This window comes from Kitasatospora sp. NPDC048239 (assembly GCF_043202015.1).
Taxonomy (GTDB): Bacteria; Actinomycetota; Actinomycetes; order Streptomycetales; family Streptomycetaceae; genus Kitasatospora.
Genome location: NZ_JBICZP010000001.1, coordinates 701,308 through 727,713 on the forward strand (window position 1 = coordinate 701,308; position 26,406 = coordinate 727,713).

Sequence of the window (26,406 nt, forward strand, 5' to 3'; positions counted from 1 at the left end):
AAAACCGGTTGGCAGCCCCAGGGGTGCCCGCTACGGTGTGAACAGTTCGGTTCGGGGGCCGCCTTCGCGGCCCAGGAGAGAAGCAGGAGGTGAGCCTCGTGGCTGTCACTGCCGTCACGGCTGCCCTGGGCAGCGCTCGCGTACACCACCTCTCCCACCCGGCCGTCGGCTGACCCACCCGAGACGCTCAAGGTTCGTCTCGCGCAGCCGCAGCCCGGCGGGATCACTTTCCTCCCGAAGGGCCCACTGCGTTGTTCAACGCTGCCTCCGTTCCGTCTTTCTCCGACTTCTCCACCACCTCCGACTCCCCGCTGGCCGGCCACGGCTGGACGGCCGAGTTCGAGGACCTCTTCTCCCCGCTCGCCGAGGCCGGCCTCGTCCCGGGCCGGATCGTCCGCGTCGACCGCGGCCAGTGCGATGTCGTCCTGGCCGACCCGGAGAGCGGCGGGCTGCGCACCGTCCGGGCCGACACCCGGGCGGTCGGCGACGCCGACATGATCAACTGCCCGTGCACCGGTGACTGGGCGGCCGTCGACCTGGCGGCCGAGCCGATGCCCGCCGTCGCCGCGCTGCTCCCGCGCTCGACCGCGATCATCCGCAAGGTCGCGGGCAAGCGCTCCGACGGCCAGGTGCTGGCCGCCAACGTCGACACCGTGCTGATCGCCTCCTCGCTCGCCGCCGACCCGGACCTCGGCCGGATCGAGCGCTTCCTCGCCCTGGCCTGGGAGTCCGGCGCCGAGCCGCTGGTCGTCCTGACCAAGGCCGACCTGGTCGACGACGCCGACTTCATCCGGGCCGACGTCGAGGCCATCGCCCCCGGCGTCACCGTGCTGGTGGTCAGCGCCGAGACCGGCGAGGGCATCGACGTGCTGCGGGCCTGCACCCCGGGCAGCACCGCGCTGGTCGGCCAGTCCGGCGTCGGAAAGTCCACCCTGACCAACGCGCTGGCCGGCGCCGAGCGGATGGCCGTCCAGGCGACCCGCTCGGTGGACGAGAAGGGCCGCCACACCACGACCACCCGCGAGCTGGTCGCGCTGCCCGGCGGCGGGGTGCTGATCGACACGCCCGGTCTGCGCGAGGTCGGCCTCTACGGCGGCGAGGGCGTCGCGATGGCCTTCGCCGACATCGAGGGGCTGTCCGAGGCCTGCCGCTTCCAGGACTGCGGGCACCACACCGAGCCCGGCTGCGCGGTCCAGGCCGCGCTGGCGGACGGCACCCTGCCGCAGCGCCGGATGGAGAGCTACCTCAAGCTCCAGCGCGAGAGCGAGTGGATCGCCTCCCGCTCGGACGCCCGGCTGGCCGCGGCCCGGCTGAAGAAGTGGAAGAGCATCACCAAGTCGGTACGCGCCTCGGGGCGTCCGGTGAAGCGGTGAGACCTGTGCCGCCCGGCCCGGTGCGGATCCGCTCCGCACCGGGCCGGGCGGTCGGTCAGGGCCGGCCGGTTGCAGGCCGGTCAGCCCAGGGCCGGTCAGCCCAGGGGCGGCCGGCCCGGGCCGGTCAGCGCAGGTCGGCGATCAGGCGGAAGCGCTCCAGGATGACGGGCGTGCCGTCGTCCACGGTGAAACCCGGGTCGCCGAGGGCGGCGCGCAGCTCGGGGCTGTGCCAGAACCGCTCGTGCCCGGCGCGCCAGTCGGCCACCGCGGTGTAGCCCTCGCCCTCGTCGACGGCGTGCGCGAGGTCCACGTCCGCCAGCGGGACGACCCGGACGGCCGTCACCTCGGTGACGGCCACCGGGCGACCGGCCGAGTCGACCACCGCCGCCCGGGTGCCCACCTGGGGAAGGGGCACGCCCTCGTGCCGGTACTCGGCGAGCAGCCCGGTGGTACTGGTCTTCGCGCCGCTCAGGATCGCCGCCACCAACCGGTCGCGCAGCGGCCCGGGGAAGGCGAACTGCTCCACCGGCAGGGCGGCGACCCGGGGGTCGTCCGGGCCGGCGTACGGTTGCGCGCTCATCGGGGCTCCTGTCGTTTCGGGGTGGGTCGGACCAGGTCGGACCGGGTCCGGGAGCGGCCAGCGTAGCCGCCGGAGATCCCCGCGGGCCCCTGGTTTTCCACCGGGCCCGCACGCCCGCGCCCGGCTCGCACCCGGCTTGTACCGAACCCGGGTTCGGCCTGGCGCCCGGCTCGTATCCGCCCTTCCGCAGCCCCTGGCCGACCGGCCGCCCGACCCCCGACGCCGACGTCCGATTTCCGCCAGTGGCAGTACTGCGGGTGCCGCACACTGGATGGCGTGATCGACGACGACATCCGGTACCGGGCGGTGGACAGCCGCGACTCCCGCTTCGACGGGGTCTTCTTCACGGCCGTCACCTCGACCGGCATCTACTGCCGACCGAGCTGTCCCGCGGTGACCCCCAAGCGCGCCAACTGCACCTTCTACCCCAGCGCGGCCGCCGCCCAGGGCGCGGGCTTCCGCGCCTGCCGCCGCTGCCGCCCCGACTCCGTCCCAGGCTCCCCGGAGTGGAACCACCGCGCGGACCTCGTCGGCCGGGCGATGCGGCTGATCGGCGACGGCGTCGTCGACCGCGAGGGCGTCGCCGGTCTCGCCCAGCACCTCGGCTACAGCGCCCGCCAGCTCCAGCGCCAGCTCACCGCCGAACTCGGTGCCGGGCCGATCGCGCTGGCCCGGGCCCGCCGTGCCCAGACCGCCCGGCTGCTGCTCCAGACCACCGAGCTGCCGGTCACCGAGATCGCCTTCGCGGCCGGGTTCGCCTCCGTGCGCCAGTTCAACGACACCGTCCGCGAGGTCTACGACCGCACCCCCAGCGCCCTGCGGGGCGAGGTCACCGCCGGTCGGCGCACCGCGACACCGGCCGGCGGGCTGACGCTGCGCCTGGCCTACCGCGGCGCGCTCGACAGCGACCACCTGATCGACTTCCTGGCGCTGCGGGCCGTCCCCGGCGTGGAGGAGGTGGTGCCCGGCGGCCGGCCCGGCGTGCGGACCTACCGGCGCACCCTCGCCCTCCCGTACGGCCACGGCATCGCCGAGGTCGACGGCCTCGCGCCCGGGGATCCGCGGACCCGCGGCTGGCTGAACTGCCGGCTCCTGCTCGCCGACCTGCGCGACCTGCCGACCGCCGTCCAGCGGCTGCGGATCCTGTTCGACCTGGACGCCGACCCGGACACGGTGGACGAGCAGCTGGGCGCCGACCCGCTGCTCGGCGCCCTCGTCCGGGCCCGCCCGGGCCTGCGCTCGCCCGGCCACGTCGACCCGCACGAGCTGGCCGCCCGCGCGGTGCTCGGCCAACAGGTCACCGTCGTCGCCGCGCGCACCCTGGCCGGCCGGCTCGCCGAGAAGTACGGCAGCGCGCTGCCCGAGCCCAGCGGCGGACTGCGGCTGCTGTTCCCGAGCGCCGGCGCCCTGGCGGTGGCCGACCCCGAGGACTTCGCGATGCCCGCGGCCCGCCGCCGGGCCCTCACCGGCCTCTGCGCGGCCCTCGCCGAGGGCGTCGTCCGGCTGGACGGCGGCGTGGACCGGGAGGAGACCGCGGAGCGGCTGCTCGCCCTGCCCGGCATCGGCCCCTGGACCGTCGGCTACCTGCGGATGCGGGCCCTCGCCGACCCCGACGTCTTCCTGCCGAGCGACGTCGGCATCCGCCACGGCCTCGCCCGGCTCGGCGAGCCCGGCGACCCGAAGTCGGCCGCGCGTGCCGCCGGCGCCTGGGCACCCTGGCGCTCCTACGCCGTCCACCGGCTCTGGGCGGGCGCCCCCACCGACCACAGCACCGAAACGGAGCACGACCGCGCATGAGCACCACCGTCTTCACCATCATGGACAGCCCGTTCGGGCCGCTGCTGCTGAGCGGCACCCTGCCGGACGGCGGCGGGACGGCCGCGCTGGCCGCCGTCACCGCCCCCGGCCAGAAGGGCGCCCGCACCGAGCCCGCCGACGACTGGGTCCACGACCCGGACGCCCTCGCCGAGGCGGTGGACCAGCTGACCGCCTACTTCGCCGGGACGCGGACCGTCTTCGACCTCCCGCTCGCCCCGGTCGGCACCGAGTTCCGGCAGCGGATCTGGGCCGCCCTGGACGACATTCCGTATGGCGAGACGATCACCTACGGCCAGCTCGCCGCGGCCGCCGGCGCCTCCCCGAGCGCCGTCCGCGCGGTCGGCGGCGCGGTGGGTGCCAACCCGCTGCTGATCGTCCGCCCCTGCCACCGGGTCATCGGCGCCAACGGCAGCCTCACCGGCTTCGCCGCCGGGGTGGAGAACAAGCGCCGACTGCTCCGGCTGGAGAGCGGGGCCCTCTTCTAGGCCCTGTCCGGTTTCTAGGTCCTGTCCGGCCGATCCTGCCGGACGGGACCTAGGCTTCGGCGGCCGGGAGGTCGACCCGCCAGTCGTTGCTGCGCATGAGGCGTCCGGCCGGGAACTCGAAGTCGGTCTCGCCCACCAGTGAGAAGCCGGCCTTGCGGCAGACGGCGTTGGAGGCGGGGTTGTCCACCGAGGGGAAGGCGTGCAGGTAGCGGTGCCCGGCGGCGGCCCGGGTGGCGGTGCGGGCGGCGGCCACCGCGGCCCGGGTGGCGGCGACGGCGATGCCGCGGCCCTGGTGGAGCGGGAGGACGTTCCAGCCCATCTCGTAGACCGGCTCGCCCTGCCAGGTTCGTGCGGCGTACCCGACGGTGCCGACCGGCTCGCCCGTCTCCGACAGCACGATGCGGAACATGCACCCCACACCCGCCGGGACGAAGCCCAGGTAGCGCCGGTGGCGGTGCAGCACCTGCTCCTCGGTCTCCGGGCCGCCGACGTGCCTCTTCATCTCCGGGGTGTTGACCCGGCGCAGCAGCGCGAGGTCGGTGTCCGTCCAGGGCTCGATCCGTACCAGTGCGTCGTCCACCCTGTGGACGTTAGCGGCGACCGGGCTGGTCGGCACCGGGTTATTCGCGACCGGCGGGCACAGCGGGCTCGCCGGGTACGGCCAGCGCCTGGGCCAGCTGGTCCAGGGCGGGCAGCGCCTGCATGACGGCCTCGCGGTCGGTGGGGGCGAGGGTGCCCAGCGCGGTCGCGATCCGGCGCTCGTGGGCGCGCTGCCAGTCGTCCAGCTGCTGCTGGCCGGCCGGGGTGAGGGCGATCCGGGCGGTTCGGCGGTCGCCGGGGTCGGCCTGGCGGTCGACGAACCCGGCTTCGAGCAGCTTGCCGACCAGCCCGCTGACGGTGTTCGGGGCGAGCCGCTGGCGGGCGGCCAGCTCGCCGACCCGCAGCGGGGCGGCGGCGAGCGTCTGGAGGAGCTCGACCTGCGCCATCGGCAGGGACTCCCACGGGTAGTCGGTCCGGATGCTGCTGCGCAGCGCCCGCCGCAGCCGGGTCACCACGTCCGTGAGCTGCCGGGCGCGCTCGATCGCCGGAGCCCCGAGCTCGGCCTGGGGATCGGCGGGTCCTGCGGCAGGGTCGGGAACGGGCGGTGACGACGACATGGCGGACAGCGTATCGCCTGGTGGCGACCGCCCCGGCGTTCCCTTCGCACACCGATCAGCTCGTTGAGAGAACATATCTGTATCCGATATGTTTCTCCCCATGAACGCCACCGCCCTCGCCACCCGGCTGCTCACCGAGCGCCCCCGGCCGCGCGGCGTCGCCACCTGGCGGTACGCCCACTGGCTCGCCGTCGGCACCGTCTGCCTCGGGGCGTTCCTCGGGCAGTTGACCGCCAGCGTCACCGCCCTCGTCCTGCCCGAGCTCGGGCGGCACTTCGGGGTCGGCTTCGCCGCCGTCGAATGGGTCGCGCTGGCCTATCTGCTGGTGCTGGTGGCACTGCTGGCGCCGGTCGGCCGACTCTCCGACCTGGTCGGCCGCAAGACCATGTACCTCGGCGGCTTCGCGGTCTTCGCCCTGTCCTCGCTCGGCGCCGGGTTCGCCGGCAGCCTCGGCGTGCTGGTGGCCTGCCGGGCCGTCCAGGCGGTCGGCGGCGCGATGATGCAGGCCAACAGCGTCGCCCTGGTCGCCCGCGGCGTCCCCGGGCACGCGATGCGCCGGGCGCTCGGCATCCAGGCCGCCGCCCAGGGGCTCGGCCTCGCCCTGGGCCCCAGCCTCGGCGGGCTGCTGGTGCAGCACGCCTCCTGGCGCTGGGTGTTCTGGATGAACGTCCCGATCGGCCTGGTCGGCATCCTGGCCGGCTGGTACCTGCTGCCCCGCAGCCGGCCCGACGGCGCACCCCGACCGGAGGGCGGGCGCTTCGACCTGCTCGGCCTCCTGCTGCTCACCGGCGCGTCCACCGCCCTGCTGCTCGCCCTCTCGGCGGCCTCCGGCCTGCCGCTGCCAGGCTGGGCGGTGGCGGTGCTGCTGGCCGTCTCGGTGCTGCTCGCGCTGGCCCTGGTCCGCCAGGAGCGGCGGGCCGCCCGGCCGATCCTCGCGCCCGGGCTGGTCAACACCCCGGGGGTGCGGTCGGGGCTGGCGGTCGCGCTGATCGGGTACCTGCTGCTGTTCTGCCCACTGGTGCTCGGCCCGGTGATGCTGACCGGGTCGGGGGTGCCGGTGGCCCTGGCGGGTCTGGTGGTCACGCTGCTCCCGGCCGCCTTCGCGGTGGCCGCGACCGTCGGCGGCGCACTGCTGCCCCGGGGCTGGTCGGACGTCGCGCGCTGCCGGGTGGGCGCCGCCCTGGCCGGGGCCGGGCTGCTGCTGTTCGCGCTGCTCCCGGTCACGGGAGCGGTGGTCGCGGCCCCGCTGCTGCTCGCCGGGTACGGGCTGGGCCTGCTGCTGCCCGCCAACAACGCCCTGGTGATGCGGGCGATCCCGGCGGAGTGTTCGGCGGTGGGCGGCGGCATGGTCAACATGGCCCGCAGCCTCGGCACCGCGTTGGGCACCGCGCTGCCGGTGCTCGGAGTGCACCTCGCGGGTGCGGGGGCCGGCGGCCGGACGGTCCTGCTGGTGCTCGCCGCCGTCGCGGGCCTGGCGGTGGCGCTGACCCGCCCGGCCCGCAGCCCGCTTCGGCCCTGAACCGGGAGGGCGCGGACCGGGCGCGGACGGCGGACCGGCGCTGAACGCCGGACCGGGGTGCGGCGGGACGGGAGGCCGTCCGCCGCACCCCGGTCGGGTGCCTCGGGTACCGCTCAGGGGGCCGGCACGCCGGGGGCGGCGCCGCGCTCCTTGAGCATGTCGGTGATCAGCTGGATCTCGGAGGTCTGGCCGATCACCATCGACTGGGCGAGTCGCTTCTCGGACTCGTTGTGCGCCAGGTCGACATAGCCCTGGGCCATCTCCACCCCGCCCTTGTGGTGCTCCAGCATCAGCTGCAGGTAGGACACCTCGGCGTCCCGCCCGCTGAGCGTGCGCAGCTTGGCCAGCTGGGCGTTGGTGGCCATGCCGGGCATCAGCGAACCGTCGTGGGCCTCGTAGGCGTGGTTCATCCTCATCCACGCCATCGGCCTGGCCGGCGAGTGCTGCGGCAGCCCCCACTGGTCGAGCCAGCCCATCATCATCCCGCGCTGGTTGGCCTGGGTGTTGATGATGTCGAAGGCCAGGGTCCGCACGGACTCGTCGCTCGTCCGGTCGCGGATGATGAACGACAGGTCGACGGCCTGCTGGTGGTGGGTCGCCATGTCCCGGGCGAACCCGGCCTCGGGGGAGTCGCCGGCCGGTACCGCGGCCGACGAGCCGGAGGCCGAGGTGCTGCTCGCGACCAGGGCGGGCACCCCGAGCGCGAGGGCGAGCGCGGCCGCCAGGGCAGCCGGCCACCAGAGCCGCCGACGGCCGGCCCGGGGGGCCTCGCCGTCCTCCTCGGGCGCCGCCGCGTCGACGGTCACATCGCCCCCATGGTGCAGGATGCGCCCGGCTCCTGGGTCTGCTTGCCCTGCACGTACTTGGTGAAGAAGTCGTTCACCCGGGGGTCGCTCGCGCTGTCCACGACCAGCTGGGTGCTCCACGCGCTGAGCGTGATGGTGCCCTTCTCGTCCGGGTACGGGCTCATCAGCGAGTACGGGGTGGCCTTCACCTTGTCGGAGAGCGCCTTGACGTCGTCCGGGGTGGCCTTGCCGTTGTACGTCACCCAGACCGCGCCGTGCTCCAGCGAGTGCACGGCCCGCTCGTTCTCGACCGGCTGGTCGTAGACGTGGCCCATGCAGTCCAGCCAGATCGCGTTGTGGTCACCGCCGACCGGAGGGGTCTGCGGGTAGGTGACCTTCTCCTTGACGTGGTTGCGGCTGAGGTCGCCGAAGGTCTGCACCCCGTCGATCGGTGCGGCGGCGGCGACCTCCTTGGCCTTCTTGTCCTTGTTGGCGTCGACCACGATCCAGGTGCCGGTGGCTATCGCGCCGACCACCAGCGCGCCGCCGACCACCGAGGCGATGATCTTGTTGCGCCGCTCCCGGCGCTGCTCGACGGCACGGAGCTCGGCGATGCGGGCCCGGCGGTCGAGACCGGCCTGCTTGCCGCTCGGCTTGTTGCCCTGCTTGGAGGCGGAACCCATGTGGTGTCCTTGTCCCCGCCGCGCGCTGGGGGGCGCGGCGGTCTGAAGAGAGGGGGGGAGGGGGCGGATCCGCGGCCCCTCCGTCCGTCCGTCGTCCGTTCGGTGGCGGCGGGTCGGCGAGGAGGCGCGGTGGGTTCCGCTCAGGACCGGTGTACTTGCAGTTCGTGTAGATCGGGGGCCGGGTGCGGGCCGACCAGCAGCCCGGCGGGGACGAACCGGGGCAGGGCCTCGGCCGCGTCCGGACGGGGCGCCACGGCAGGCTGCGGCTGCGGCGGCGGATTGGGGAGCTGGGCGTCCTGGGTGCAGAACGGTTGGCTGGAACAGCCGTTGTCGCGGTGCGGCGGCTGGCCGTCGGCCGAGCACCACGTCCAGCGCCGGTGCTCCTCGGCGTGCAGCGCGGCGCCGGAGTGCTGAGCGGACCTGGCGTGCTGCGGGGCGGGCGCTCCGTGCTGTCCGACCGAGGGGACCGCCGGACCGAGGACGGTGCTGGCGGGGACCGGGGCCGCGGACCCGGCACGGGTTGCGGCCTGGGCCTGGCCCGCGCACGGGAGTGCGGTCAGCAGCCCGATCAGCAGGAGGATCCACAGCGCGCCCACCGGGCGGCCCGCCAGTGCGGTCCTCCCCGGCCAGGGTGATCTGGGCGCCCACGCGGTCATGCGCACATTTAATCAGCCGAACGGGTGAAGCGATGCCCCTCCTCGGCCCCGATTTCCAGCCGCTTCGGGGGCGGAACACTCCGGAAACACCCTGCTCGGGGCACATCCGGCAAGCACGGACGGAACGGAAACGGAACCCCCTGGGAATCTGGTGCGAATCAGGTCATCGGGATCATCCGATCGGTGACCGGTTGTCGCCGAATGCCGGACAGCGTCGTTGCACTTGGGGACAATGACGTCGAGTCCGGCCCCGCCGGGGGCGGCGCGATCACGGACCAACCAGGAGCCGCCACGTGAGCAAGCAGGGTGTACCCGCGCAGCAGCACCGGCCGGAGGACGGCTGGTGGGAGACGGTCTACGAAGGACCGGCGGGCACCCTCCCGGACACCCCCGGCGCGGTCGACGGGGAGGGCAGCGTCGACGACTGGTTCGAGACGGCCGCCGGGCTGATCGGCCGCCAGCGCACCGGCGGGGAGGAGGCCGAGGAGGCGGGCCCGGTCCAGGCTCCGGACCCGATCCCGGCTCCTGCTCCTGTCCCTGCTCCGGTCCAGGCTCCGGACCCGATCGCGTCTCCTGCTCCTGTCCCTGCTCCGGTCCAGGCTCCGGCGGCCGGGGACGCGGTACTGGAGCGGGACAGCATCGACGACTGGTTTGACACGGCGGTCGGCGTGTTCGGCGACCAGCGGGCGGCGGAGACCCGCAAGTTCGAGGCCCCCTCGTGGGCGGCGGACGCGGGCGGTCGGGCCGTGGAGCCGGAGGCCGAGCCGGAGCCGGAGCCGGAGCGCGACCCCGCGCCCAACCTCCTGAAGCCGGTACCCGAGACCGGGACCGGGCCCGAACCGGTCGAGGAGCCGGGCCCGGAGCCTGCGCCCGAGCCGGAACCCGAGCCGGAGCCCGAGGCCGTCGAGGCACCGGAACCCGACCCGGACACCGAGGCCGTCGAGGCGCCGGAGCCCGAGCCGGAGCCCGAGGCCGAACCCGTCGAGGCCCTCGATCCCGACCCCGCCCTCCGCCACACCCCCCGCTCCCCGCTCGCCGAGGCCGGGCCCGCCGTCCCGCACGTCGGCGAGCGCCCGCCCACCTACGGGCCCGAGCCGACGGCCGTACCCGAGGCGGACCCGGGCACCCTCGGCGCCGTCGTGCCCGACACCGCCCTGGAGGGCGCCCAGTACGCCTCCACCACCCTCCGGGCCGTCTCGGTCCGCGGGGACTCCGCCCGCTACCGCGGCGAGCCGCGCCGGGACACCCTGCTGGTGACAAGGTTCGGCGAGGGGCCCGACGGCCTGCTGCTCGCGGCGCTCGGCGGTTTCGACCGCTCCGGCGCCGACGACACTCCTGCGCAGGCCGTCTCCACCGCCACCGTCGAGGCCTGCCGCCAGCTCGCCGCCGCCGTCGGCCGCAGCCGGAGCGGGCTCGCCGCCGACCTGCGCGACGGCGCCCGGGACCGCCTGCGCTACGGCCTCCAGCGGCTGGCCACCAGCGCCGCCGCCCCGCTGCGCGCCCTCGCCACGCACCCTGAGTCCGAGGCGCCGTCCCCCGGTTCGCTGCACTGCCTGCTGCTCTCGCTCGACCCGGCCGCCTCCTACCGGGTGGCCTTCGGGGTCGGCCCGGGCGGGCTGTACCTGCTGCGGTCCGGGCACTGGATCGACGCCTACGCGGCCCGGCTGCTGCACCACCCGGACGGCCAGCCGCCGGCGGCCGAGGCCCCGCTGCCGGACCCGCGTCCGTTCCGCTTCCGGATGGTGCCGGCCACCCCGGGCGACATCCTGCTGCTCTGCACGCCCGGCCTGGCGCGCCCGATCGCCGACGAGCCGGCCGTCGCGCACTTCCTCGCCGCGCACTGGGCCCACCCGCACCCGCCGGGCACCGTCGACTTCCTCCGCCAGGTCCAGGTCCGTGCCAAGGGCTACGCCGACGACCGCTCGGCGGCCGCGGTCTGGACGGATTGAGCCGCCGGGCCGGGGCGGTGGGTCAGCCGGTCCCGCCGAGCAGGGCGTGGCAGGCCGAGTCCGCCAGCTGCAGGGCCCTGCCGCGCTGGGCGCCGGCCAGGCCGAGGGCCAGCGGGACGGCCAGGCCGTCCAGCAGCGCGCGGATCTGGGAGGCGCGCTCGGTGGCGGAGCCCGGGCCGAAGCGGCCGGAGGAGGTGCCCTCCTCGATCAGGGCGACCAGGTCCGCCTGCCAGGGGGCCTCGATGTCCAGCTGTCCCTGTCGGAGTTCGGCGCTGGCGGGGGAGCGCCCCCACACCTCGACCCAGAGGATCCAGCGCGGGTCGCCCGGACCTTCCGGGAGGTAGAGCCCGGTGTACTCGCCGAGCCGCTCCCGGACGTCCCGCCCGGTGTCGGTCAGCGCGGTGTGGCGGCGGGCGCCGAGCTGGTCCTCGCTCCAGCGCAGGGTCTCCAGCAGCAGCTGGTCCTTGCTGCCGAAGTAGTAGAGGAGGTGCCCGGCGCTCATCTGGAGCTGCTTGCCGAGGCCGGCCATGGTGAGTCCGGCGAGCCCGTGTTCGGCGATCGCGGCCCGCGCGGTGGCGAAGACCTCCTCGCGGGGGCGCGCCGGCCGGCGCGGGCGGGCGTCCGCCATCTGCTCTTCTCCTCTGTACCTCTGGGAGGCCGGGTCGGGGGCTACGCGCCCCGGGGGATCCGGGCCCTCACGATACTGACGGTGCCTGGAGCAGCACGGAGTGGGAGGCCGGACGGTTCGACCCCCCACTCCTGCGGGTACACACCAGTCAGTTCGACCCCGATCCGAGGGGGTGGCCATGGCCGCTCTGATCGCCCTGTTCGCGGGCCTCGCCATGATCGTGACCGGCTTGGTGGTGTACCTGGACCGGAGGCCCGGCGGTCCGACCGGGAACGTCGAGGGCCTGCTCGCCGAGCAGGAGCGGATGGTCCGGTTGCGGGCCGCCCGCTCCTCCTACAGCTCGATCGCCGTGCACAGCACCCACGGCCTCACCGTCGACGACCTGGAGAGGTACCGGCGGTAGCGGGTCAGCGCGCCTTCGGCTGCTGCTGGGTGATGCAGTGGATGCCGCCGCCGTTGGCGAAGATCTCGCGGGCGTCGACCAGTTCGACGGTCCGGCCGGGGTACGCCGCGCCGAGGACGGCGGCGGCCTCCTGGTCGCGCGGGTCGTCGAAGGCGCAGAGGATCACGGCGCCGTTGGCCACGTAGTGGTTGATGTAGGAGTAGTCGACCGGCTCGCCGTCCTCGTCCGACAGGACGGTGGGGGCGGGCAGTTCGACGACCTCCAGCGGGCGGCCCTTGGCGTCGGTGGACGCGCGCAGGATCGCCACCAGCTCCTGGCAGACCTCGTGGTCCGGGTGGGCCGGGTCCGGCTGGACGTGGGCGACCACGACGCCCGGGCGGACGAAGGAGGCCACGATGTCGATGTGGCCGCGGGTGCCGAACTCGTCGTAGTCGCGGGTGAGTCCGCGCGGCAGCCAGACGGCCTTGGTGGTGCCGAGGAAGGCGTGCAGCTCGGCCTCGACCTGCTCCCTGGTCCAGTCGGAGTTGCGGCCCTCGCCGAGCTGGACGGTGTCGGTGACGAGCACGGTGCCCTCGCCGTCGACGTGGATGCCGCCGCCCTCGTTGATCAGCTTCGAGGCGAAGCGCCGAACACCCGTCAGTTCGCTGATGTGCTCGGCGATGTGCTGGTCGTCGTCCCAGCGGGCCCAGGACTGCGCGCCCCAGCCGTTGAAGATCCAGTCGGCGGCGGCGAGCGTGCCCTTGCCGTCGATCAGGAAGGACGGGCCGATGTCGCGCATCCAGGCGTCGTCCAGCGGGCGCTCGACGATCTCGACCTCGGGGGCGACGTACTTGCGGGCCTCCTCGGTCTCCCCGGTGTTGACGACCAGCGTGACCGGCTCGTACCGGACGATGGTGTTCGCCACCCTGGCCCAGGCCTCGCGGCCGGCGTGCAGGTGCTCCGGGCTGTCGAAGGTCGGGTTGGTGGTGGGGAAGGCCATCCAGGTGCGGTCGTGCGGGTGCCACTCGGCGGGCATCCGGAAGCCGAGGGAGGCGGGGGTGGGGGTCATCTTCGAGTCCTAGCAGGGAGTGGGGGCGGTCGGGGTCAGAGGAAGTACAGGCGGCTGAGCGAGACGCTGTCGGCGGGCTCGGAGCGCAGTGGGGCGCCGTCCAGCGAGACCAGTCCGGTCTCGGTGACCTGGACGTGGCCGATCCGGGCGTTGCGCACCATGTCGCGCGGGCCGATGCCGCGGGTGCCGTGGACGGCGACGCGGCGGCGGCGGGTCGGCATGGTGTCCCCGTTCTCCACGGCGGCCCGGGCGACGAAGGCGACCGAGAGGTCCGCGGCGGTGGCGCCGTGGGCGCCGAACTGGGGGCCGAGGACGAGGGGTTCGCAGCGGTCGGTGGAGGCGTTGGGGTCGCCGACCACGCCGTACGCGGGGAACCCGGCCTTGAGGACGAGCTGGGGCTTGGCACCGAAGTGGTCGGGGCGCCAGAGCACGATGTCGGCGAGCTTGCCGGTCTCGATCGAGCCGACCTCGTGGGCCAGGCCGTGGGCGATGGCGGGGTTGATGGTGAGCTTGGCGATGTAGCGCAGGACGCGCTCGTTGTCGTCGCCGGCCTCGGTGGTGCCGTAGGAGCCGGAGCCGTCCAGGGGGCCGAGTTCGGCCTTCATCTTGCCGGCCATGGCGAAGGTGCGGCGCACGGTCTCGCCGGCGCGGCCCATGCCCTGGGCGTCGGAGGAGGTGATGCCGATGACGCCGAGGTCGTGCAGGACGTCCTCGGCGCCCATGGTGCCGGCGCGGATGCGGTCGCGGGCCATCGCGGCGTCGCCGGGCAGGTCGACCTTGAGGTCGTGGGCGGAGACGATCATGTCGAAGTGCTCGCCCAGGGCGTCCCGGCCGAAGGGCAGGGTGGGGTTGGTGGAGGAGCCGATGACGTTCTCGACGCCGGCCATCTTCAGCACGTTGGGGACGTGTCCGCCGCCGCAGCCCTCGATGTGGAAGGCGTGGATGGTGCGGCCTTCGAGGACCTTGAGGGTGTCCTCGACGGAGAGGCACTCGTTGAGGCCGTCGGTGTGCAGGGCGACCTGGACGTCGTACTCCTCGGCGACGCGCAGCGCGGTGTCCAGCGCACGGGTGTGCGCTCCCATGTCCTCGTGCACCTTGAAGCCGCTGGCGCCGCCCTCGGCGAGGGCCTCGACCAGCGGGGCCGGGTCGGAGGAGGAGCCGCGGCCGAGGAAGCCGATGTTGACCGGCCAGGCGTCGAAGGCGTTGAAGGCGTGCCGCAGCGCCCACGGCGAGTTGACCCCCACCCCCCAGACCGGGCCGAACTCCTGGCCGATGACCGTGGTGACGCCGGAGGCCAGCGAGGCCTCCATGATCCGCGGCGAGAGCAGGTGGACGTGGGTGTCGATGGCGCCGGCGGTGGCGATCATGCCCTCGCCGGAGACGATCGTGGTGCCGGTGCCGACCACCACGTCCACGCCGTCCAGGGTGTCCGGGTTGCCGGCCCGGCCGATCGAGGCGATCCGGCCGTCGATCAGGCCGATCGAGGTCTTCCGGATGCCCTGGACGGCGTCGATCACCAGCACGTTGCTGATCACCACGTCGCAGGTGTCGCGGACGGCGGCGGCCTTGAGGTGCAGGCCGTCCCGGGCGGTCTTGCCGAAGCCGGCCAGGAACTCCTCGCCCGGCGCCTGCGAGTCGGACTCGACCCGGACGATCAGGCCGGAGTCGCCGAGCCGGATCCGGTCCCCCGCGCGGGGGCCGTGCACGGAGATGTAGTCGTGGGGGGTGATGGCGGTCATGCCCGGGCCTCGCTTCGCTCACCGGACGCGGTCCGGGTGGCGGCCCTGTTCAACTGCTCGCCCTGCTCGCTCATGACTCCACCTCGGCGTCGTCGAAATCGGTCAGGTAGCCGGTCGCGCGGGCCTTGGCCAGGGCGGCCTCCTTGGCGCCGGGTGCGTCCAGCGGGCCGTCCACCAGGCCGGCGAAGCCGATCGCGACGCGCCCGCCGCCGATCGGGACGAGGCCGACCTCGACGGTGGCGCCCGGGTCGAAGCGCACCGAGGAGCCGGCCGGGACCGCCAGGTGGGTGCCGTAGGCGGCGGCCCGGTCGAAGGCCAGCCGGGGGTTGGACTCGAAGAAGTGGAAGTGCGAGGTGACCGAGATCGGCACCCCGGAGGTGTTGTGGACGGGCAGGACGACCGTCTCCTCGATCGGGTCGTAGCCCGTGCCGTCGCCGATCAGCGCGCCGCCGGGGGCTTCGTCGCCGAGCGAGCCGGCGCCCTTGAAGGGGTCGTTGACCACGGCCAGCCGGGTGCCGTCCTCGAAGACCGCCTCGACCTGGACGACGGTGACCACGTCCGGCACGCCGGGCAGGACGTCGGCGGCGGTCAGCACGCTGCGGCCGGCCTCGATGGCCTCGGCGAGGCGCCGGCCGTCGCGGGCGGCCTCGCACACGGTGTCCGCGATCAGGGCGTGCGCCTCGGGGATGTTGAGGCGTACGCCCCGGGCGCGGCGGGCGCGGGCCAGCTCGGCCGCTGTGAAGATCAGCAGCCGGTCCCGCTCGGTGGGGGTGAGTCGCACGGTTCCTCGCTCGCGGTCGCCGGGGTGAGGGGGAGGGAGACGGGGATGGAGTTAGAACGGCGTTCAAACATCTCGGGCCATTGAACCCGGACCCGGCCGCCCTGTCCAGCGTTGCCCGCATGGTGGCGTTCCGCGCGCCGGACCGCCCCGCCCGGGTCCGCCCGGGTCGCCCCGGCCCGGGGGAGGCCGGAGGACCGGAGGGCCGGCGGGTCGGCGGGTCGGCGGAGGCTGCCGGGGCTGCCGGGGCTGCCGGGGCTGCCGGGGCCGCAGAGGGCCGCCGGGGGGCCGGAGGGGGCTCGTGGAGGAGGGTGGTGGAGGGGCGGGGGAGCGAAGAAGGGTCGAAAGGGCCCGTACGCATCGCAAACCTGTCCGGCGCGGGCAGTTGGATCACGCAGGCCGCCCCGTGCCCCTTTCACCCCGGGTGATCGCACGCGCACTGTTGCAAACGCCGTCAGCTGGGCATGAGGATGAGTGGTCAGAACGACAGGGCTGCCCGGCCGGCGGGGGATCCGTGGCGGGTGCCCGGATCGAGGGCGGGGGCATGTGTTGATGGACGGTCAGGCGCGATTCCCGCGGCAGCGGACGGGTTCGGGGGAGGCGTTCCGGCCCAGGGCCCAGGGCGGTGCGCCGGGAGCGGCCGGTGTCACCGGTGCGGCGAACGCCCCTGGCGGGCCGCTGCCGGGTGCACCGGCGCCGGGCTGCGCCCTGCACCGCAGACTGCACCTGGCGCTGGACCCGGCCGACCTGGTCGCGGTCGGTGCCGTGCGGCGGCGGCTCCGCTCGGCGCTGAGCCACTGGGGGGTGCCCGAGCTGTCCGACACGGCCGAGCTGCTCTCCTCCGAGCTGGTCACCAATGCCCTGCTGCACACCGACCAGGGCGCGGTGTTCGACGCGGTGCTCGGTGCCGACCTGCGGCTGCGGATCGAGGTCCAGGACGGCGCCAGCCGGCTGCCGGGCCGCCGCCGCGATCCGGACGCCGAGTACGCCACCTCCGGTCGCGGGCTGCTGCTGGTCGAGGCGCTGGCGGACGACTGGGGGGTGCAGCTGCGCGGGGACGGCAAGGTCACCTGGTTCGAGCTCGCCCCCTCCTGAGCCCGGTCCGGGCCCGGGAACCGCCCGGACCGGGCCCCGGATCCGCCCGGACCGGCGCGCGGGCTCCCACCCGGGCTCGAATCCGAGTACGACCCCGGCCCAAGCCCGGGTGCGACCCCCGGTCAGCCCCGGGGGGAATTGGTCGTTCGCCACCGAACGACACGCTGAAAGGAAGGCCGGGGGGAAGATTTCCGGGCCGGTGCCATTGCCGCTCGGCCGAACATTGGCCAGGATGGTGGGAATGTGTGTCCACGTGCGGGAAACAGCGGGGAGACCTCACCTCGACTGACCACCGCCCGTCGACACCATCCGATCCAGCACCACCCACACACCGCCTTGCGGCCCGTCCGGACGGTCGGCGCGGCCCGCCACGGCAGCGGCAGGAGCAGCATGCCCACTGAGCCCGAGTCACCGGGGCCGGCGCTTCCTCCCGGCCAGTCCACGGCCGGGTCGGGGCGGGGGAGACCACCCGCCCAGGCGGTGCGCAGGCACGCGCTGCGGACGGCGCCCGGGCTGGCCGCCGGCCGGCTGGCGCCGATGCTCTCCGGCGGACTGCCGGTCTCCTCCGGGGACTCCACCCCGGACTGGCTGGAGCCCGCGATGGCCGCCAACGGCATCGGCTCCTTCGACTGGGACATCCGGCGCGACGTGCTGGAGGGCGACCAGCGGGCCTGCACCATCGTCGGCCTGGACCGGCTGGACCAGGGCCGCTTCGACCGCACCTCCGCCTCCTTCCTGGCCCTGCTGCACCCCGAGGACGCCCCGGTGGTGCGCCGCCGGGTCGAGCGCGCGGTGACCGAGCTGGGCCAGTGCGGCGCCTACTACCGGACGGTCGGCCCGGGCGGGACGATGAAGGCCGTGCGCTTCCGCGGCCGGGTGCTGGCGGACGCCTTCGGCCGGGCCTCCCGGATGGTCGGCTTCGTCTGGGACGCCACCGTCGAGCTGCACAAGCGCGACCGCGCCGACCGGATGGCCCTGCTGCGCGAGGAGCGCTCCCGGTTCATCAAGGAGGCCGCCCGCGCGCTCTCCGAGGCCGTCACCGTCCGGGACGTCGCCCGGGTCTTCACCGAGCTGCCGCTGCCCGGCCTGCCGCCGGACGGCCTGGTCCTGGCCGCCTTCGAGGCCGGCCGGGTGCAGATCCTCGGCGCCTCCGGCTACCGGGCGGAGGAGCTCGCGTTCTGGGACCGCTCGGTCCTGCCCGCCACCCACCCGGCGGCCGAGGCGCTGAAGAGCCGCGCGCCGGTCTTCATCCCCAGCCGCGAGGAGTTCCGCGAGCGCCACCCGGAGGTGTGGGAGCCGACCAGCCGAACCGGCCGCAGCTCCTGGGCCTTCCTGCCGCTGGTGGCCAGCGGCCGGGCGATCGGCGTCTGCCTGGTCAGCTTCGACGACGACCGCCAGCTGGACGCCGACGAGCGCACCCTGCTCTCCACCCTGGGCGGCCTGGTCGCGCAGTCGCTGGCCCGGGCCCGGCTGCACGACGCCGAGCACGAGCTGGCGGCCGGCCTGCAGCGGGTGATGCTGCCGCGCACCGTGCCGTCCGTCCCCGGGGTCACCACCGCCGTCCGCTACCTGGCGGCCGGCTCCGGCCTGCAGATCGGCGGCGACTGGTACGACGTCGTCCCGCTGCCCGGCGGGCACGTCGGGCTGGTGATCGGCGACGTCCAGGGCCATGACGTGCACGCCGCCGGGATCATGGGCCAGCTGCGGATCGCGCTGCGCGCCTACGCGGCCGAGGGCCACCCGCCGGCCGCCGTGATGGCCCGCGCCTCCCGCTTCCTCGCCGACCTGGACACCGACCACTTCGCCACCTGCACCTACGCCGAGGTCAACGTCGACTACGGCGTGGTGTACGCCGTCCGGGCCGGCCACCTCGACCCGATGGTCCGGCGGGCGGACGGCACCGCCGCCGTGGTGCCGGTGGCCGGCGGGCTGCCGCTGGGCATCGCCCCCGACGAGGAGTACCGGGTCACCCGGTTCAGCCTGGACCCGGGCGAGACGGTGGTGCTCTGCACCGACGGCCTGGTCGAGGCGCGCGGCATGGACCTCGACGACGGCATCGCCCGGCTCACCCGGGTACTGGCCGGCCCGGCCGAGACCCGCCACGAGGGCGGCCGGGACCCGCTGGAGGACCTCGCCGACCGGATCGCCTCGCAGGCCGCGGACTCCAGCGAGCGCGAGGACGACATAGCGCTGCTGCTGCTGCGCTGGGACGGCCCGGCGGGCGGCCTGGCCGCCCAGCAGCTGCGCCGCCGGATCGGCCAGGCCGACCTCGCCCGGATCTCCGAGGTGCGGGCCGAGCTGCGGGACGCGCTGCGCCGCTGGGGTGTCGCCGAGCTGGTGGACACCGCCGAGCTGCTCGCCTCCGAGCTGGTCACCAACGCCGTCCGGCACACCGACCGGGACGCCATGTTCACCGCCCGGCTCTACCGGGAGGCGGCGTCCGACGGCGGCCGGGCCCGGCTGAGGGTCGAGGTGGAGGACGAGTCGGACCTCTGGCCGACCCGCCGGACCCCGGGGGAGCAGGCCTCCTCCGGGCGCGGGCTGATGCTGGTCGAGGCGCTGGCGGACGCCTGGGGCGTGGAGCCGCGGGGCTCGGGCAAGCGGATGTGGTTCGAGCTCACCGCCACCCCGGCGGCCTGAGCGCCCGGGCGGAGCTCGGCCGCCCGGGCACCCGGGCGGCCCGCGCTCAGCCGAACTGCTGCTCCAGGTCCTTCAGCTTGCGCTCCAGCGAGTCCAGCCGGGGCAGCGCCACGGTGTCCTCCTCCATCGTGAGGTCGATGGTGCGCCGCTCCGGACGGGCCGGCAGACCGGGCTGCACGACCGCGCCCTCGGCGGGGGCGGGTTCCACGGCGGGCCGGTCCGCCGTGGAACCGGCTATCGCGGACTCCGAGCCGGACTCCAGCTGCCGGGCGGCGCCGCGCTGTCGCCAGACGCTGTTGGTCCGGTTGATGGCCCGGATCTCGGCCCGCTCGCGGCGGCCGGCGAGTTTGCGACGCTCGCGGTCGGCGAGCTTCTCCCGCTTGTCCTCGCGGACCTCGTCGACCGCCTCGTCCAGGCTGCGGACGCCCTCCAGGAGCATCAGCGACCAGGCCGCGTAGGTCTCGCGGGGGGCGCGCATCCAGCGGACGATGCGGATCTGCGGCAGCGGCCGCGGGACGAGGCCCTGCTCGCGCAGGGCGGCCCGGCGGGTCTGCTTGAGCGCCCGGTCGAACAGCACGGCCGCCGAGAGGGACATCCCCGCGAAGAACTGGGGGGCGCCGGCGTGGCCGAAGCCGCGCGGGGCGTGCACCCAGTTGAACCAGGCGGAGGCGCCGGCGAACAGCCAGACCAGCAGGCGCGAACCGAGCGCGGCGTCGCCATGGCTGGCCTCGCGGACGGCGAGCACCGAGCAGAACATCGCCGCGCCGTCCAGGCCGAACGGCACCAGGTACTCCCACCCCCCGGAGAGGTTGAGGTTCTGCACCCCGAAGCCGACCAGGCCGTGGAAGGAGAGTGCGGCCGCGACGGCGGCGCAGCAGAACAGCAGCGTGTACGAGGCCCCGCCGTAGAGGGATTCCTTGCGGCGGCGGCGCTCCTCGGAGCGCTCCCAGGAATCCGCGCCGCCGGAGGGCGAGGATCCCCGCGTCCGGGCCAGGGCCACCAGAAGGGCGCTGACCAGCAGCGCCGCCACGCCGGTGACGGCCCAACCGAGCGGTATATCGGACAATTTCATCGCCTGGACCAGCCTCGCTTTCCTGCGTCGTGATGGCGGGGACCATCATGGCGGATGCTCGGCCGGCGAATGGCTGATTCGCCGTCAATGCGCTGAGTAGGAGGATTTCTGACGAGGGAGCAATCGCATTGTCGTATTAAATAAGGGCGGCTTTCCCGGAATTCCGGGCTTTCCGCGCCCCGTTCCCCACCGGTTCCGGTCAACCCCGCGTGATGCGTGGGCAGCCGCCGCACATGGTCTCGGGCCGGACGGTGTAGACGAGGCAGCAGCTGGCCCGCGTGCGCTCGGTGCCCGAGGCGTCAGGCGTGTCGAGCGTGAAGCCTGCGCCCGGAGTGAGCGGCGCACAGTCCGGCGCGAACAGGGCGGACAGCTCGGCGCGCGCCCGCTGCTCCTCGCCGAGCAGCCCGGCGACGTACCAGAGGCCCTCGACCGCGGCGTCCGTGGCCATCGCCCAGAGGGTGCGCGCGCCGCGCCGGACCTCGGGGCGGAAGGCGGCCAGCACCGGCGCCAGGTACCCGGCCAGCGCCGTCCGCAGCCGCGCCGCCAGCTCGGCCTCGCCGGGCACCGCCCGGGCGCCGGGCAGACCGGCGGCCGGGTCGTCGGGCAGGCAGGCGAAGGCGTCCGGCAGCACGGTCAGCTCGCCGGTGCGGCGGCGCACCGACACCGCCTCGGGGGTCAGCAGCGGCACCCGGCGCTCCAGGAACCAGGGCAGCGTGAACAGCAGGGCGGTGGACCAGCAGTAGCGGTGCAGGCCGAAGCCGGCCGCGACGTCCGGTCGCAGCGGCCGCCCGTACTGGACCAGGCCCTGCCGGGCGTCGTGGGCGATCAGCTCGCGCAGGGCGTCCGGATCGGTCAGCAGCGCGGCGCCGGGGATCCAGCCGTCACCGCTGCGCGGCGCGGCGCACCGCACCCGCAGGGCGGGGAACAGCTCGCCGATCCGGCGGTAGCTCGCGGTGCAGGGCGTCGGGACGGCGGCGGCAGGGGCGGCGGCGTGCGGCACGGGGCCGGGTCGGGTGCTGCTCACGGTCATGGTGCGGGCCCCATCGGGTCGACCGGAGCCCACGCGGACCGGCCCGCCCGACCCCGGCCGGAGCGGACTGCGCCCAGGGCGGGCCCGACCGGAGCGGGCCTGGCGGAGCCCGGGAACGGCAAGGCGAACCCGGCCGGGGCACTGCTCGCCCCGGCCAGGTTAGGCTCACCTTAGCTGATTGTTCCCCGAGCCTCCCGTTCGATGCGTCCGTCCGGGGGAGCGCCCGGCGTGCGCAGCGCGCTCAGCTGGCGCGCGAGCCACACCGGTACGCCGCCGAGCGCCTGGACGAGCCGGGCCGCCTCGGCGCGCAACCGGACCGCCTCGGCGGGTTCGGACACCTCGGCCAGCGCCGCCAGCGCGGGCGCGACCCCGACCGTGAAGCCGAGCTGCTCGCGCAGCCGCAGTGAGGCGTCGAACCCCTCCCGGGCCCGCTCGTGGTCCCCGGAGGCCAGCGCCAGCGCGGCCAGGTGCCGCCAGGTGGAGGAGCGCAGCAGCTCGTCCCCGTGCTCGCCGGCCGCCTCGTGCGCCCGGCGGTACGCGATCCAGGCGGCGGTCGGGTCGCGCAGCAGGTTCTCCGCGACCAGCCCCCGGCGGAAGTCCAGCAGCGGCCGGCCGGGCGCGTCCGGCGGCAGCAGTGCCGAGGTGCGCCCGAGCGCCGCCTGGGCCTCGTCCAACCGGTCGCGCGGGCCCAGCACGCTGGCCACGTACGCCAGGAAGCCGCGTGCGCAGGCCGCCGCCGCGCGCTGTTCGGTGCTGGTCACCACGGCCTCGGCCAGCCGGAGCGCCTGCTCCGCCTGGGTCCAGTGGGCGGCGGTGAACAGGCACTGCTCGATGAGGAGTTCGGCCCGTCCGAGAGCCGCCGCCGGGTCGCGCTCGGCGGCCGGGCGTAACAGCTCCGCGGCCTCCTGCCAGCATGCCCGCGACCGCAGCCGCCAGACGGTGTCCCCCGGTTCCCGTGGCACGGCCCGCCCCAGCCCGTCCCCGCCGTCCGGGCCCAATCCGTGCTCTGACAACGCCACCTCCTTGTGTGCGCCATCCAGCAGGACCACGGGACTTGCCCCAAGGCCCGTACTGTGGCGGCAATTCAACACGGGGGTGAGCTTGTGCACCAGATCACGAGCGCAGGTTGTTGCCGTCCGGAGGCTTTTGGTCCAGGCGGCTCCCGGCCGGCGGCCCCGGGCTCAGGAGGTCCAGCCGGTCTCCATCAGGGCCTCGGCGGCGCCGTTGGCGGGCTGCGGGACACCCGCCAGGTCCAGGCTGAACAGGGCGACCAGCAGTTGCTCGCCGCGCACGGTGGCCTGGTGGGAGTAGCCGGCCAGGGTGAACATCGCGGCGGCCATCTCCTCGGCGTGCAGGGTCTGCAGCCAGAGGCACTCCACCGACTTCACGTCGGCCGGCTCGGTCCAGGTGTCCACCTGGGCGACCATCCGGCTGCCCAGCAGGGTGACGCCGTCGCGCTCCTGGGCCTCCGTCAGCTCCAGGTCCTCGAAGCCCAGCCACTCCAGGTAGCGGGCGGCGGTGAACACCGCGTCCTGCGAGGTGCGGACGGGGTGTGGGCGGAACGGCGTGCGCCGACGCCAGGGCGTGGCGGTCGTGCCGGAGCCGCCGGGCGGGGCCGGGACGGGTGCGCCCAGCGGGTGGGCGGAGCTCGGGCGGGAGCCCTGCGGGCCGCTGACCCCGAGCGGGCCGGCGGTCGCGCTGCCGCCGAGGCGGGTGGTGCGGTCCACCGGGAGCCGGACGGTGGCACCGCAGTTGCAGGTGAACTCGGGCTGCGGCCACTGGTCGGAGCGGCCGCAGTGCGGGCAGCGCATGTTCAGCCAGGAGTCCTCCCAGGAGCGGAACCGCACCTGGACCGGCACCCCGCCGCGTAGCAGCGGCACCTTGAGCGAGGCGCCGCAGGGGCACGGCAGCGAGGGCGGCTCGTACAGGTGCTCCCGGCGGCAGGCCGGGCAGCGGATCGCCCGGGCGCCACCGCCCGCCCCCGGGGCGCTGTGCGCGGGGTCGCGTCCGGTGAAGTCGTCGGGCAGTCCGGACATCGCGAGCACCGTCCGTTCGGGTCGAGGCGTGGGGTCGGGTCCCATGCTCCCCGAAACGCGGGGGCCGCGGCGCGGAATGGAGCAATCCTCAGGGACAGATCAGGGGTATGCGGCCGATCCCTCCCCGTCGAGGAGGAGAAGGCGCGCTCCACCCGGCCGGGGCCGATCAGCAGGATGACCGGGGACTGTCAGGTGACGGCCCAGCGGGCCAGGTCGGCCGGGGTGTCCAGGTCGTCCGGCACAGCGACGTCGGCGCACTCCACCAGCGCGATCTCGGCGGCGTGCGCCGCCAGCAGGGCGCGCGCGCCGGCGTCGCCGGTGGCCCCCGCGGCCGCCTCGGCGAAGTACCGGGCACCGATCAGCACCGGGTGCCCGCGCCGCCCCCCGTACGCCGCCGCCGCCAGCTCCGCGCCCGCCCGGTGGGCGGCCAGCAGCCGGGCCACCGCCGCCGCCGTCACCCCGGGCGTGTCCACCAGCATCACCAGCACCGCCGAGGCCTCCGGCGGCAGCGCGGCCAGCCCGGCCCGCAGCGAGGAGCCCATGCCGCCCGCCCAGTCCGGGTTGTCCACCAGCCGGCAGTCCGGCAGCTCGGCCGCGGCCCGTACCTGCTCGCGGGCCGCGCCCAGCACCACCGTCACCGCCGCACAGCCGCCCGCCCGGACCACCGCCACCGCGTGCTCCACCAGCGGCCGCCCCCGGTAGGGCAGCAGGGCCTTCGGGCGCCCGCCGAGCCGCCGCCCGCCCCCGGCCGCCAGCACCAGCGCCGCGACCGGTCCGTCCTGGATCTCCATGGGCCCAGCCTGCCCGGCCGGGGCGCCACCGCGCAGCCGTAGGAAGCCACAGTTGTACGAATCCACAAGGCGAAGCCGCAGGTCGCGGCGGCTCCCCGGTGGTTCGGCCGCTGGATCTTCCGGGCGGCTGCCCCTGTACTGGATCGATGAACACCGCACCGCGCCCGCTGCTGGACCGCTTCGGCAGGGTCCACACCGACCTGCGGGTCTCGCTCACCGACCGCTGCAACCTGCGCTGCACGTACTGCATGCCGGCCGAGGGCCTCAACTGGCTCCCCAAGGCCGAGGTGCTGAGCGACGACGAGGTGGTCCGGCTGGTGCGGATCGCGGTGCAGCGCCTCGGCATCGCCTCCGTGCGGCTCACCGGCGGCGAACCGCTGCTGCGGCGCGGGCTGCCGGAGCTGGTCGGGCGGATCACCGCGCTCGGCCCGGAGGTGTCGCTCACCACCAACGGCATCGGCCTGGCCCGCACCGCCACCGCCCTGCACCGGGCCGGACTGCACCGGGTGAACGTCAGCCTGGACACCCTGCGCCCCGAGCGGTACGCCGAGATCACCCGGCGCGACCGGCTCGCCGACGTCCTCGCCGGACTGGCCGCCGCCCAGGCCGCCGGGCTGGCGCCGGTCAAGGTCAACGCGGTGCCGGTGCGCGGGGTCAACGACGACGAGATCCTCGACCTGGTCGGGTTCGCCGCCGGGCACGGCTACCGGATGCGGTTCATCGAGTCCATGCCGCTGGACGCGCAGGGCGCCTGGGACCGCAGCACGATGATCACCGCGGACGAGATCCTGACGGTCCTCGGCGCCCGCTGGGAGCTCGTTCCCGTCGGCCGGCACGGCAACGCGCCCGCCGAGGAGTGGCGGATCGCCGGCACCGACACCGTGGTCGGCGTGATCGCCTCCGTCACCCGCCCGTTCTGCGGCGGCTGCGACCGGGTCCGCCTCACCGCCGACGGGCAGCTGCGCAACTGCCTGTTCGCCACCGAGGAGTCCGACCTGCGCGCGCTGCTGCGCGGCGGGGCCGGGGACGACCGGATCGAGGAGGCCTGGCGCAGCACCATCGCCCGCAAGGGCCCCGGACACGACATCAACTCGGCGGGGTTCGTCCAGCCCGAGCGCCCGATGTCCGCCATCGGCGGTTAGGTTCCGGGCGCCGGTGTCCGGGCCGGTGCGGGGCACCGACCGCCGGTGTGAGCTTCGACATGCCGGAACACTCCCCGCTGCGCCGCCTTGACGGGGTGTGGGGCGGCTGGTCTGCTGGGTCGCCGTCAGCCGCCCCCCAGCCCGGGAGTCCTCCGTGCCCGCCCGCCGCACCACCGTGTCCGCCGCCGTCCTCCTGATATCCGCCCTGGCGCTGGCCGGCTGCTCCGGCGGGGCCCCGAAGCCGTCCGCGGGCAAGGAGGCGGCCGCCGGGGACGTGGGCGCCAGCCCGCTGCAGAACCCCGACGGCACTCGGCCCGGTCTGGCGCCGCTGACCTCGCCGGAGGACCTGAAGGCCGGGCGCGACCTGATAAGCAGGGTCGCCACCGCCGCCGGCGGCCCCAAGGACGGCTACGACCGCAACGAGTTCGGCCCGGCCTGGACGGACAGCGTGGACGGTGTCCCGGGCGGCCGCAACAACTGCGACACCCGCAACGACCTGCTCGCCCGCGACGGCAGACTGCTGGAGCACAAGGACGGTTCGAGCTGCGTGGTCACCGCGATGAGCATCTACGACCCGTACACCGGCAAGACCGTCCAGTGGACCAGGCAGCAGGCCTCGAAGATCCAGATCGACCACGTCATGCCGCTCTCCTACGACTGGCAGATGGGGGCCTCCAAGTGGGACAAGGCGAAGCGGGTCCAGATCGCCAACGACCCGCTCAACCTCATCCCGGCGGACGGTTCGCAGAACGCCTCCAAGGGGGACTCCGGCCCCGCCGCCTGGCTCCCCGCGAACACCGCGGTCCGCTGCTCGTACGCCGTGCGCTTCGCGCAGGTCTCGCTGAAGTACCAACTGCCGGTCACCGAGGCCGACAAGAGGGCGATGCTCCAGCAGTGCGGCGGCTGAGGAAACGATTCGCCGGGCTTTGTCCGCATACGGTGCCCGGCTGTTGATAACGATGTGACCGATGTGATCACCGGATGATATTCGTGTGCGGT

25 protein-coding genes are annotated in these 26,406 nt (G+C 74.9%); 10 read left to right on the forward strand and 15 right to left on the reverse strand.

Annotated features, from left to right (window positions below):
* The first annotated feature begins 251 nt into the window (after positions 1 to 251).
* A complete protein-coding gene (gene rsgA, locus ACGFZP_RS03055; RefSeq protein ID WP_392927926.1) occupies positions 252 to 1,373 on the forward strand; it encodes a ribosome small subunit-dependent GTPase A in 1,122 nt (373 codons plus the stop codon).
* A 124-nt stretch (positions 1,374 to 1,497) separates the two neighbouring features.
* Here the strand turns inward: rsgA and ACGFZP_RS03060 are convergent, their stop codons facing one another.
* On the reverse strand, positions 1,498 to 1,953 hold the full coding sequence (locus ACGFZP_RS03060) for an ASCH domain-containing protein (RefSeq protein ID WP_392927928.1): 456 nt from the start codon (positions 1,951 to 1,953) through the stop codon (positions 1,498 to 1,500).
* 276 nt (positions 1,954 to 2,229) lie between these two features.
* On the opposite strand from ACGFZP_RS03060, the gene ACGFZP_RS03065 reads away from it, so the two are divergent.
* Complete coding sequence (locus ACGFZP_RS03065) at positions 2,230 to 3,750, forward strand: DNA-3-methyladenine glycosylase 2 family protein (protein ID WP_392927930.1); 1,521 nt, start codon at positions 2,230 to 2,232, stop codon at positions 3,748 to 3,750.
* A complete protein-coding gene (locus ACGFZP_RS03070) occupies positions 3,747 to 4,256 on the forward strand; it encodes a methylated-DNA--[protein]-cysteine S-methyltransferase (RefSeq protein ID WP_392927931.1) in 510 nt (169 codons plus the stop codon). Before ACGFZP_RS03065 ends, ACGFZP_RS03070 begins: the two co-directional genes overlap by 4 nt.
* Positions 4,257 to 4,305: 49 nt before the next feature.
* On the opposite strand, the gene ACGFZP_RS03075 is transcribed toward ACGFZP_RS03070, so the two are convergent.
* Together ACGFZP_RS03075 and ACGFZP_RS03080 are read right to left on the reverse strand one after the other, a co-directional pair.
* Positions 4,306 to 4,836 carry a GNAT family N-acetyltransferase gene (locus tag ACGFZP_RS03075; protein WP_392927933.1) on the reverse strand — a complete coding sequence of 177 codons (531 nt, stop codon included), beginning with the start codon at positions 4,834 to 4,836 and terminating at the stop codon, positions 4,306 to 4,308.
* Between the two features lie 40 nt (positions 4,837 to 4,876).
* Positions 4,877 to 5,413: a MarR family winged helix-turn-helix transcriptional regulator gene (locus ACGFZP_RS03080; protein WP_392927935.1), complete on the reverse strand. Its 537-nt coding sequence runs from the start codon at positions 5,411 to 5,413 to the stop codon at positions 4,877 to 4,879.
* Between the two features lie 100 nt (positions 5,414 to 5,513).
* Here ACGFZP_RS03080 and ACGFZP_RS03085 point away from each other — a divergent pair, with 100 nt between their 5' ends.
* Positions 5,514 to 6,932, forward strand: coding sequence for an MFS transporter (locus tag ACGFZP_RS03085; protein ID WP_392927937.1), 1,419 nt, complete (start codon positions 5,514 to 5,516; stop codon positions 6,930 to 6,932).
* 113 nt (positions 6,933 to 7,045) lie between these two features.
* On the opposite strand, the gene ACGFZP_RS03090 is transcribed toward ACGFZP_RS03085, so the two are convergent.
* From ACGFZP_RS03090 to ACGFZP_RS03100, 3 genes are all read right to left on the reverse strand, one after another.
* Positions 7,046 to 7,738, reverse strand: coding sequence for a DUF305 domain-containing protein (locus ACGFZP_RS03090; protein ID WP_392927939.1), 693 nt, complete (start codon positions 7,736 to 7,738; stop codon positions 7,046 to 7,048).
* Positions 7,735 to 8,400, reverse strand: a complete 666-nt coding sequence (locus ACGFZP_RS03095; protein WP_392927941.1) for a DUF3105 domain-containing protein — start codon at positions 8,398 to 8,400, stop codon at positions 7,735 to 7,737. Before ACGFZP_RS03095 ends, ACGFZP_RS03090 begins: the two co-directional genes overlap by 4 nt.
* A gap of 140 nt (positions 8,401 to 8,540) precedes the next feature.
* Positions 8,541 to 9,056, reverse strand: coding sequence for a hypothetical protein (locus tag ACGFZP_RS03100; protein WP_392927943.1), 516 nt, complete (start codon positions 9,054 to 9,056; stop codon positions 8,541 to 8,543).
* A gap of 293 nt (positions 9,057 to 9,349) precedes the next feature.
* Here ACGFZP_RS03100 and ACGFZP_RS03105 point away from each other — a divergent pair, with 293 nt between their 5' ends.
* Positions 9,350 to 11,005 (forward strand): hypothetical protein, encoded by a 1,656-nt coding sequence (locus tag ACGFZP_RS03105; RefSeq protein ID WP_392927945.1) that lies wholly within the window; start codon positions 9,350 to 9,352, stop codon positions 11,003 to 11,005.
* Between the two features lie 22 nt (positions 11,006 to 11,027).
* On the opposite strand, the gene ACGFZP_RS03110 is transcribed toward ACGFZP_RS03105, so the two are convergent.
* Positions 11,028 to 11,633, reverse strand: a complete 606-nt coding sequence (locus tag ACGFZP_RS03110) for a TetR family transcriptional regulator C-terminal domain-containing protein (protein WP_392927947.1) — start codon at positions 11,631 to 11,633, stop codon at positions 11,028 to 11,030.
* 178 nt (positions 11,634 to 11,811) lie between these two features.
* Between ACGFZP_RS03110 and ACGFZP_RS03115 the strand changes: the two genes are divergently transcribed.
* Positions 11,812 to 12,036 carry a hypothetical protein gene (locus tag ACGFZP_RS03115; protein WP_392927948.1) on the forward strand — a complete coding sequence of 75 codons (225 nt, stop codon included), beginning with the start codon at positions 11,812 to 11,814 and terminating at the stop codon, positions 12,034 to 12,036.
* Between the two features lie 4 nt (positions 12,037 to 12,040).
* Here ACGFZP_RS03115 and ACGFZP_RS03120 read toward each other — a convergent pair whose 3' ends face one another.
* From ACGFZP_RS03120 to ureA, 3 genes are all read right to left on the reverse strand, one after another.
* Complete coding sequence (locus ACGFZP_RS03120; RefSeq protein ID WP_392927951.1) at positions 12,041 to 13,084, reverse strand: agmatine/peptidylarginine deiminase; 1,044 nt, start codon at positions 13,082 to 13,084, stop codon at positions 12,041 to 12,043.
* 35 nt (positions 13,085 to 13,119) lie between these two features.
* Entirely contained in the window at positions 13,120 to 14,823 is a 1,704-nt protein-coding gene (locus tag ACGFZP_RS03125) for an urease subunit alpha (RefSeq protein WP_392927953.1), read from the reverse strand.
* Between the two features lie 70 nt (positions 14,824 to 14,893).
* Entirely contained in the window at positions 14,894 to 15,604 is a 711-nt protein-coding gene (gene ureA / locus ACGFZP_RS03130) for an urease subunit gamma (RefSeq protein ID WP_392927954.1), read from the reverse strand.
* Between the two features lie 549 nt (positions 15,605 to 16,153).
* On the opposite strand from ureA, the gene ACGFZP_RS03135 reads away from it, so the two are divergent.
* Together ACGFZP_RS03135 and ACGFZP_RS03140 are read left to right on the forward strand one after the other, a co-directional pair.
* Positions 16,154 to 16,696: an ATP-binding protein gene (locus tag ACGFZP_RS03135; RefSeq protein ID WP_392927956.1), complete on the forward strand. Its 543-nt coding sequence runs from the start codon at positions 16,154 to 16,156 to the stop codon at positions 16,694 to 16,696.
* Positions 16,697 to 17,086: 390 nt separating this feature from the next.
* Positions 17,087 to 19,336: a SpoIIE family protein phosphatase gene (locus ACGFZP_RS03140; protein ID WP_392927957.1), complete on the forward strand. Its 2,250-nt coding sequence runs from the start codon at positions 17,087 to 17,089 to the stop codon at positions 19,334 to 19,336.
* Positions 19,337 to 19,382: 46 nt separating this feature from the next.
* Here the strand turns inward: ACGFZP_RS03140 and ACGFZP_RS03145 are convergent, their stop codons facing one another.
* The 5 genes from ACGFZP_RS03145 to ACGFZP_RS03165 form a co-directional block, all read right to left on the reverse strand.
* Positions 19,383 to 20,408 carry a DUF2637 domain-containing protein gene (locus ACGFZP_RS03145; protein WP_392927959.1) on the reverse strand — a complete coding sequence of 342 codons (1,026 nt, stop codon included), beginning with the start codon at positions 20,406 to 20,408 and terminating at the stop codon, positions 19,383 to 19,385.
* 199 nt (positions 20,409 to 20,607) lie between these two features.
* Positions 20,608 to 21,438: a (2Fe-2S)-binding protein gene (locus tag ACGFZP_RS03150; RefSeq protein WP_392927960.1), complete on the reverse strand. Its 831-nt coding sequence runs from the start codon at positions 21,436 to 21,438 to the stop codon at positions 20,608 to 20,610.
* 170 nt (positions 21,439 to 21,608) lie between these two features.
* Positions 21,609 to 22,451, reverse strand: a complete 843-nt coding sequence (locus ACGFZP_RS03155) for a hypothetical protein (protein WP_392927962.1) — start codon at positions 22,449 to 22,451, stop codon at positions 21,609 to 21,611.
* Positions 22,452 to 22,619: 168 nt separating this feature from the next.
* The gene (locus ACGFZP_RS03160; RefSeq protein WP_392927963.1) at positions 22,620 to 23,474 is read right to left on the reverse strand and encodes a hypothetical protein; all 855 of its coding nucleotides are present in this window, start codon (positions 23,472 to 23,474) and stop codon (positions 22,620 to 22,622) included.
* A gap of 188 nt (positions 23,475 to 23,662) precedes the next feature.
* Complete coding sequence (locus tag ACGFZP_RS03165; RefSeq protein ID WP_392927965.1) at positions 23,663 to 24,265, reverse strand: NTP transferase domain-containing protein; 603 nt, start codon at positions 24,263 to 24,265, stop codon at positions 23,663 to 23,665.
* A gap of 146 nt (positions 24,266 to 24,411) precedes the next feature.
* On the opposite strand from ACGFZP_RS03165, the gene moaA reads away from it, so the two are divergent.
* Positions 24,412 to 25,407: a GTP 3',8-cyclase MoaA gene (moaA, locus tag ACGFZP_RS03170; protein WP_392927966.1), complete on the forward strand. Its 996-nt coding sequence runs from the start codon at positions 24,412 to 24,414 to the stop codon at positions 25,405 to 25,407.
* Between the two features lie 154 nt (positions 25,408 to 25,561).
* Positions 25,562 to 26,314, forward strand: coding sequence for an HNH endonuclease family protein (locus ACGFZP_RS03175; protein ID WP_392927968.1), 753 nt, complete (start codon positions 25,562 to 25,564; stop codon positions 26,312 to 26,314).
* Positions 26,315 to 26,406: the final 92 nt, after the last annotated feature.

Bases quoted from the DNA above. Each gene is read 5' to 3' on its own strand.
- ACGFZP_RS03060 (WP_392927928.1), bottom strand. From the start codon at position 1,953: ATGAGCGCGCAACCGTACGCCGGCCCGGACGACCCCCGGGTCGCCGCC.
- ACGFZP_RS03070 (WP_392927931.1), top strand. From the start codon at position 3,747: ATGAGCACCACCGTCTTCACCATCATGGACAGCCCGTTCGGGCCGCTG.
- ACGFZP_RS03080 (WP_392927935.1), bottom strand. From the start codon at position 5,413: ATGTCGTCGTCACCGCCCGTTCCCGACCCTGCCGCAGGACCCGCCGAT.
- ACGFZP_RS03085 (WP_392927937.1), top strand. From the start codon at position 5,514: ATGAACGCCACCGCCCTCGCCACCCGGCTGCTCACCGAGCGCCCCCGG.
- ACGFZP_RS03095 (WP_392927941.1), bottom strand. From the start codon at position 8,400: ATGGGTTCCGCCTCCAAGCAGGGCAACAAGCCGAGCGGCAAGCAGGCC.
- ACGFZP_RS03100 (WP_392927943.1), bottom strand. From the start codon at position 9,056: ATGACCGCGTGGGCGCCCAGATCACCCTGGCCGGGGAGGACCGCACTG.
- ACGFZP_RS03110 (WP_392927947.1), bottom strand. From the start codon at position 11,633: ATGGCGGACGCCCGCCCGCGCCGGCCGGCGCGCCCCCGCGAGGAGGTC.
- ACGFZP_RS03115 (WP_392927948.1), top strand. From the start codon at position 11,812: ATGGCCGCTCTGATCGCCCTGTTCGCGGGCCTCGCCATGATCGTGACC.
- ACGFZP_RS03120 (WP_392927951.1), bottom strand. From the start codon at position 13,084: ATGACCCCCACCCCCGCCTCCCTCGGCTTCCGGATGCCCGCCGAGTGG.
- ACGFZP_RS03125 (WP_392927953.1), bottom strand. From the start codon at position 14,823: ATGACCGCCATCACCCCCCACGACTACATCTCCGTGCACGGCCCCCGC.
- ACGFZP_RS03135 (WP_392927956.1), top strand. From the start codon at position 16,154: ATGGACGGTCAGGCGCGATTCCCGCGGCAGCGGACGGGTTCGGGGGAG.
- ACGFZP_RS03140 (WP_392927957.1), top strand. From the start codon at position 17,087: ATGCCCACTGAGCCCGAGTCACCGGGGCCGGCGCTTCCTCCCGGCCAG.
- ACGFZP_RS03145 (WP_392927959.1), bottom strand. From the start codon at position 20,408: ATGAAATTGTCCGATATACCGCTCGGTTGGGCCGTCACCGGCGTGGCG.
- ACGFZP_RS03150 (WP_392927960.1), bottom strand. From the start codon at position 21,438: ATGACCGTGAGCAGCACCCGACCCGGCCCCGTGCCGCACGCCGCCGCC.
- ACGFZP_RS03160 (WP_392927963.1), bottom strand. From the start codon at position 23,474: ATGTCCGGACTGCCCGACGACTTCACCGGACGCGACCCCGCGCACAGC.
- ACGFZP_RS03165 (WP_392927965.1), bottom strand. From the start codon at position 24,265: ATGGAGATCCAGGACGGACCGGTCGCGGCGCTGGTGCTGGCGGCCGGG.
- moaA (WP_392927966.1), top strand. From the start codon at position 24,412: ATGAACACCGCACCGCGCCCGCTGCTGGACCGCTTCGGCAGGGTCCAC.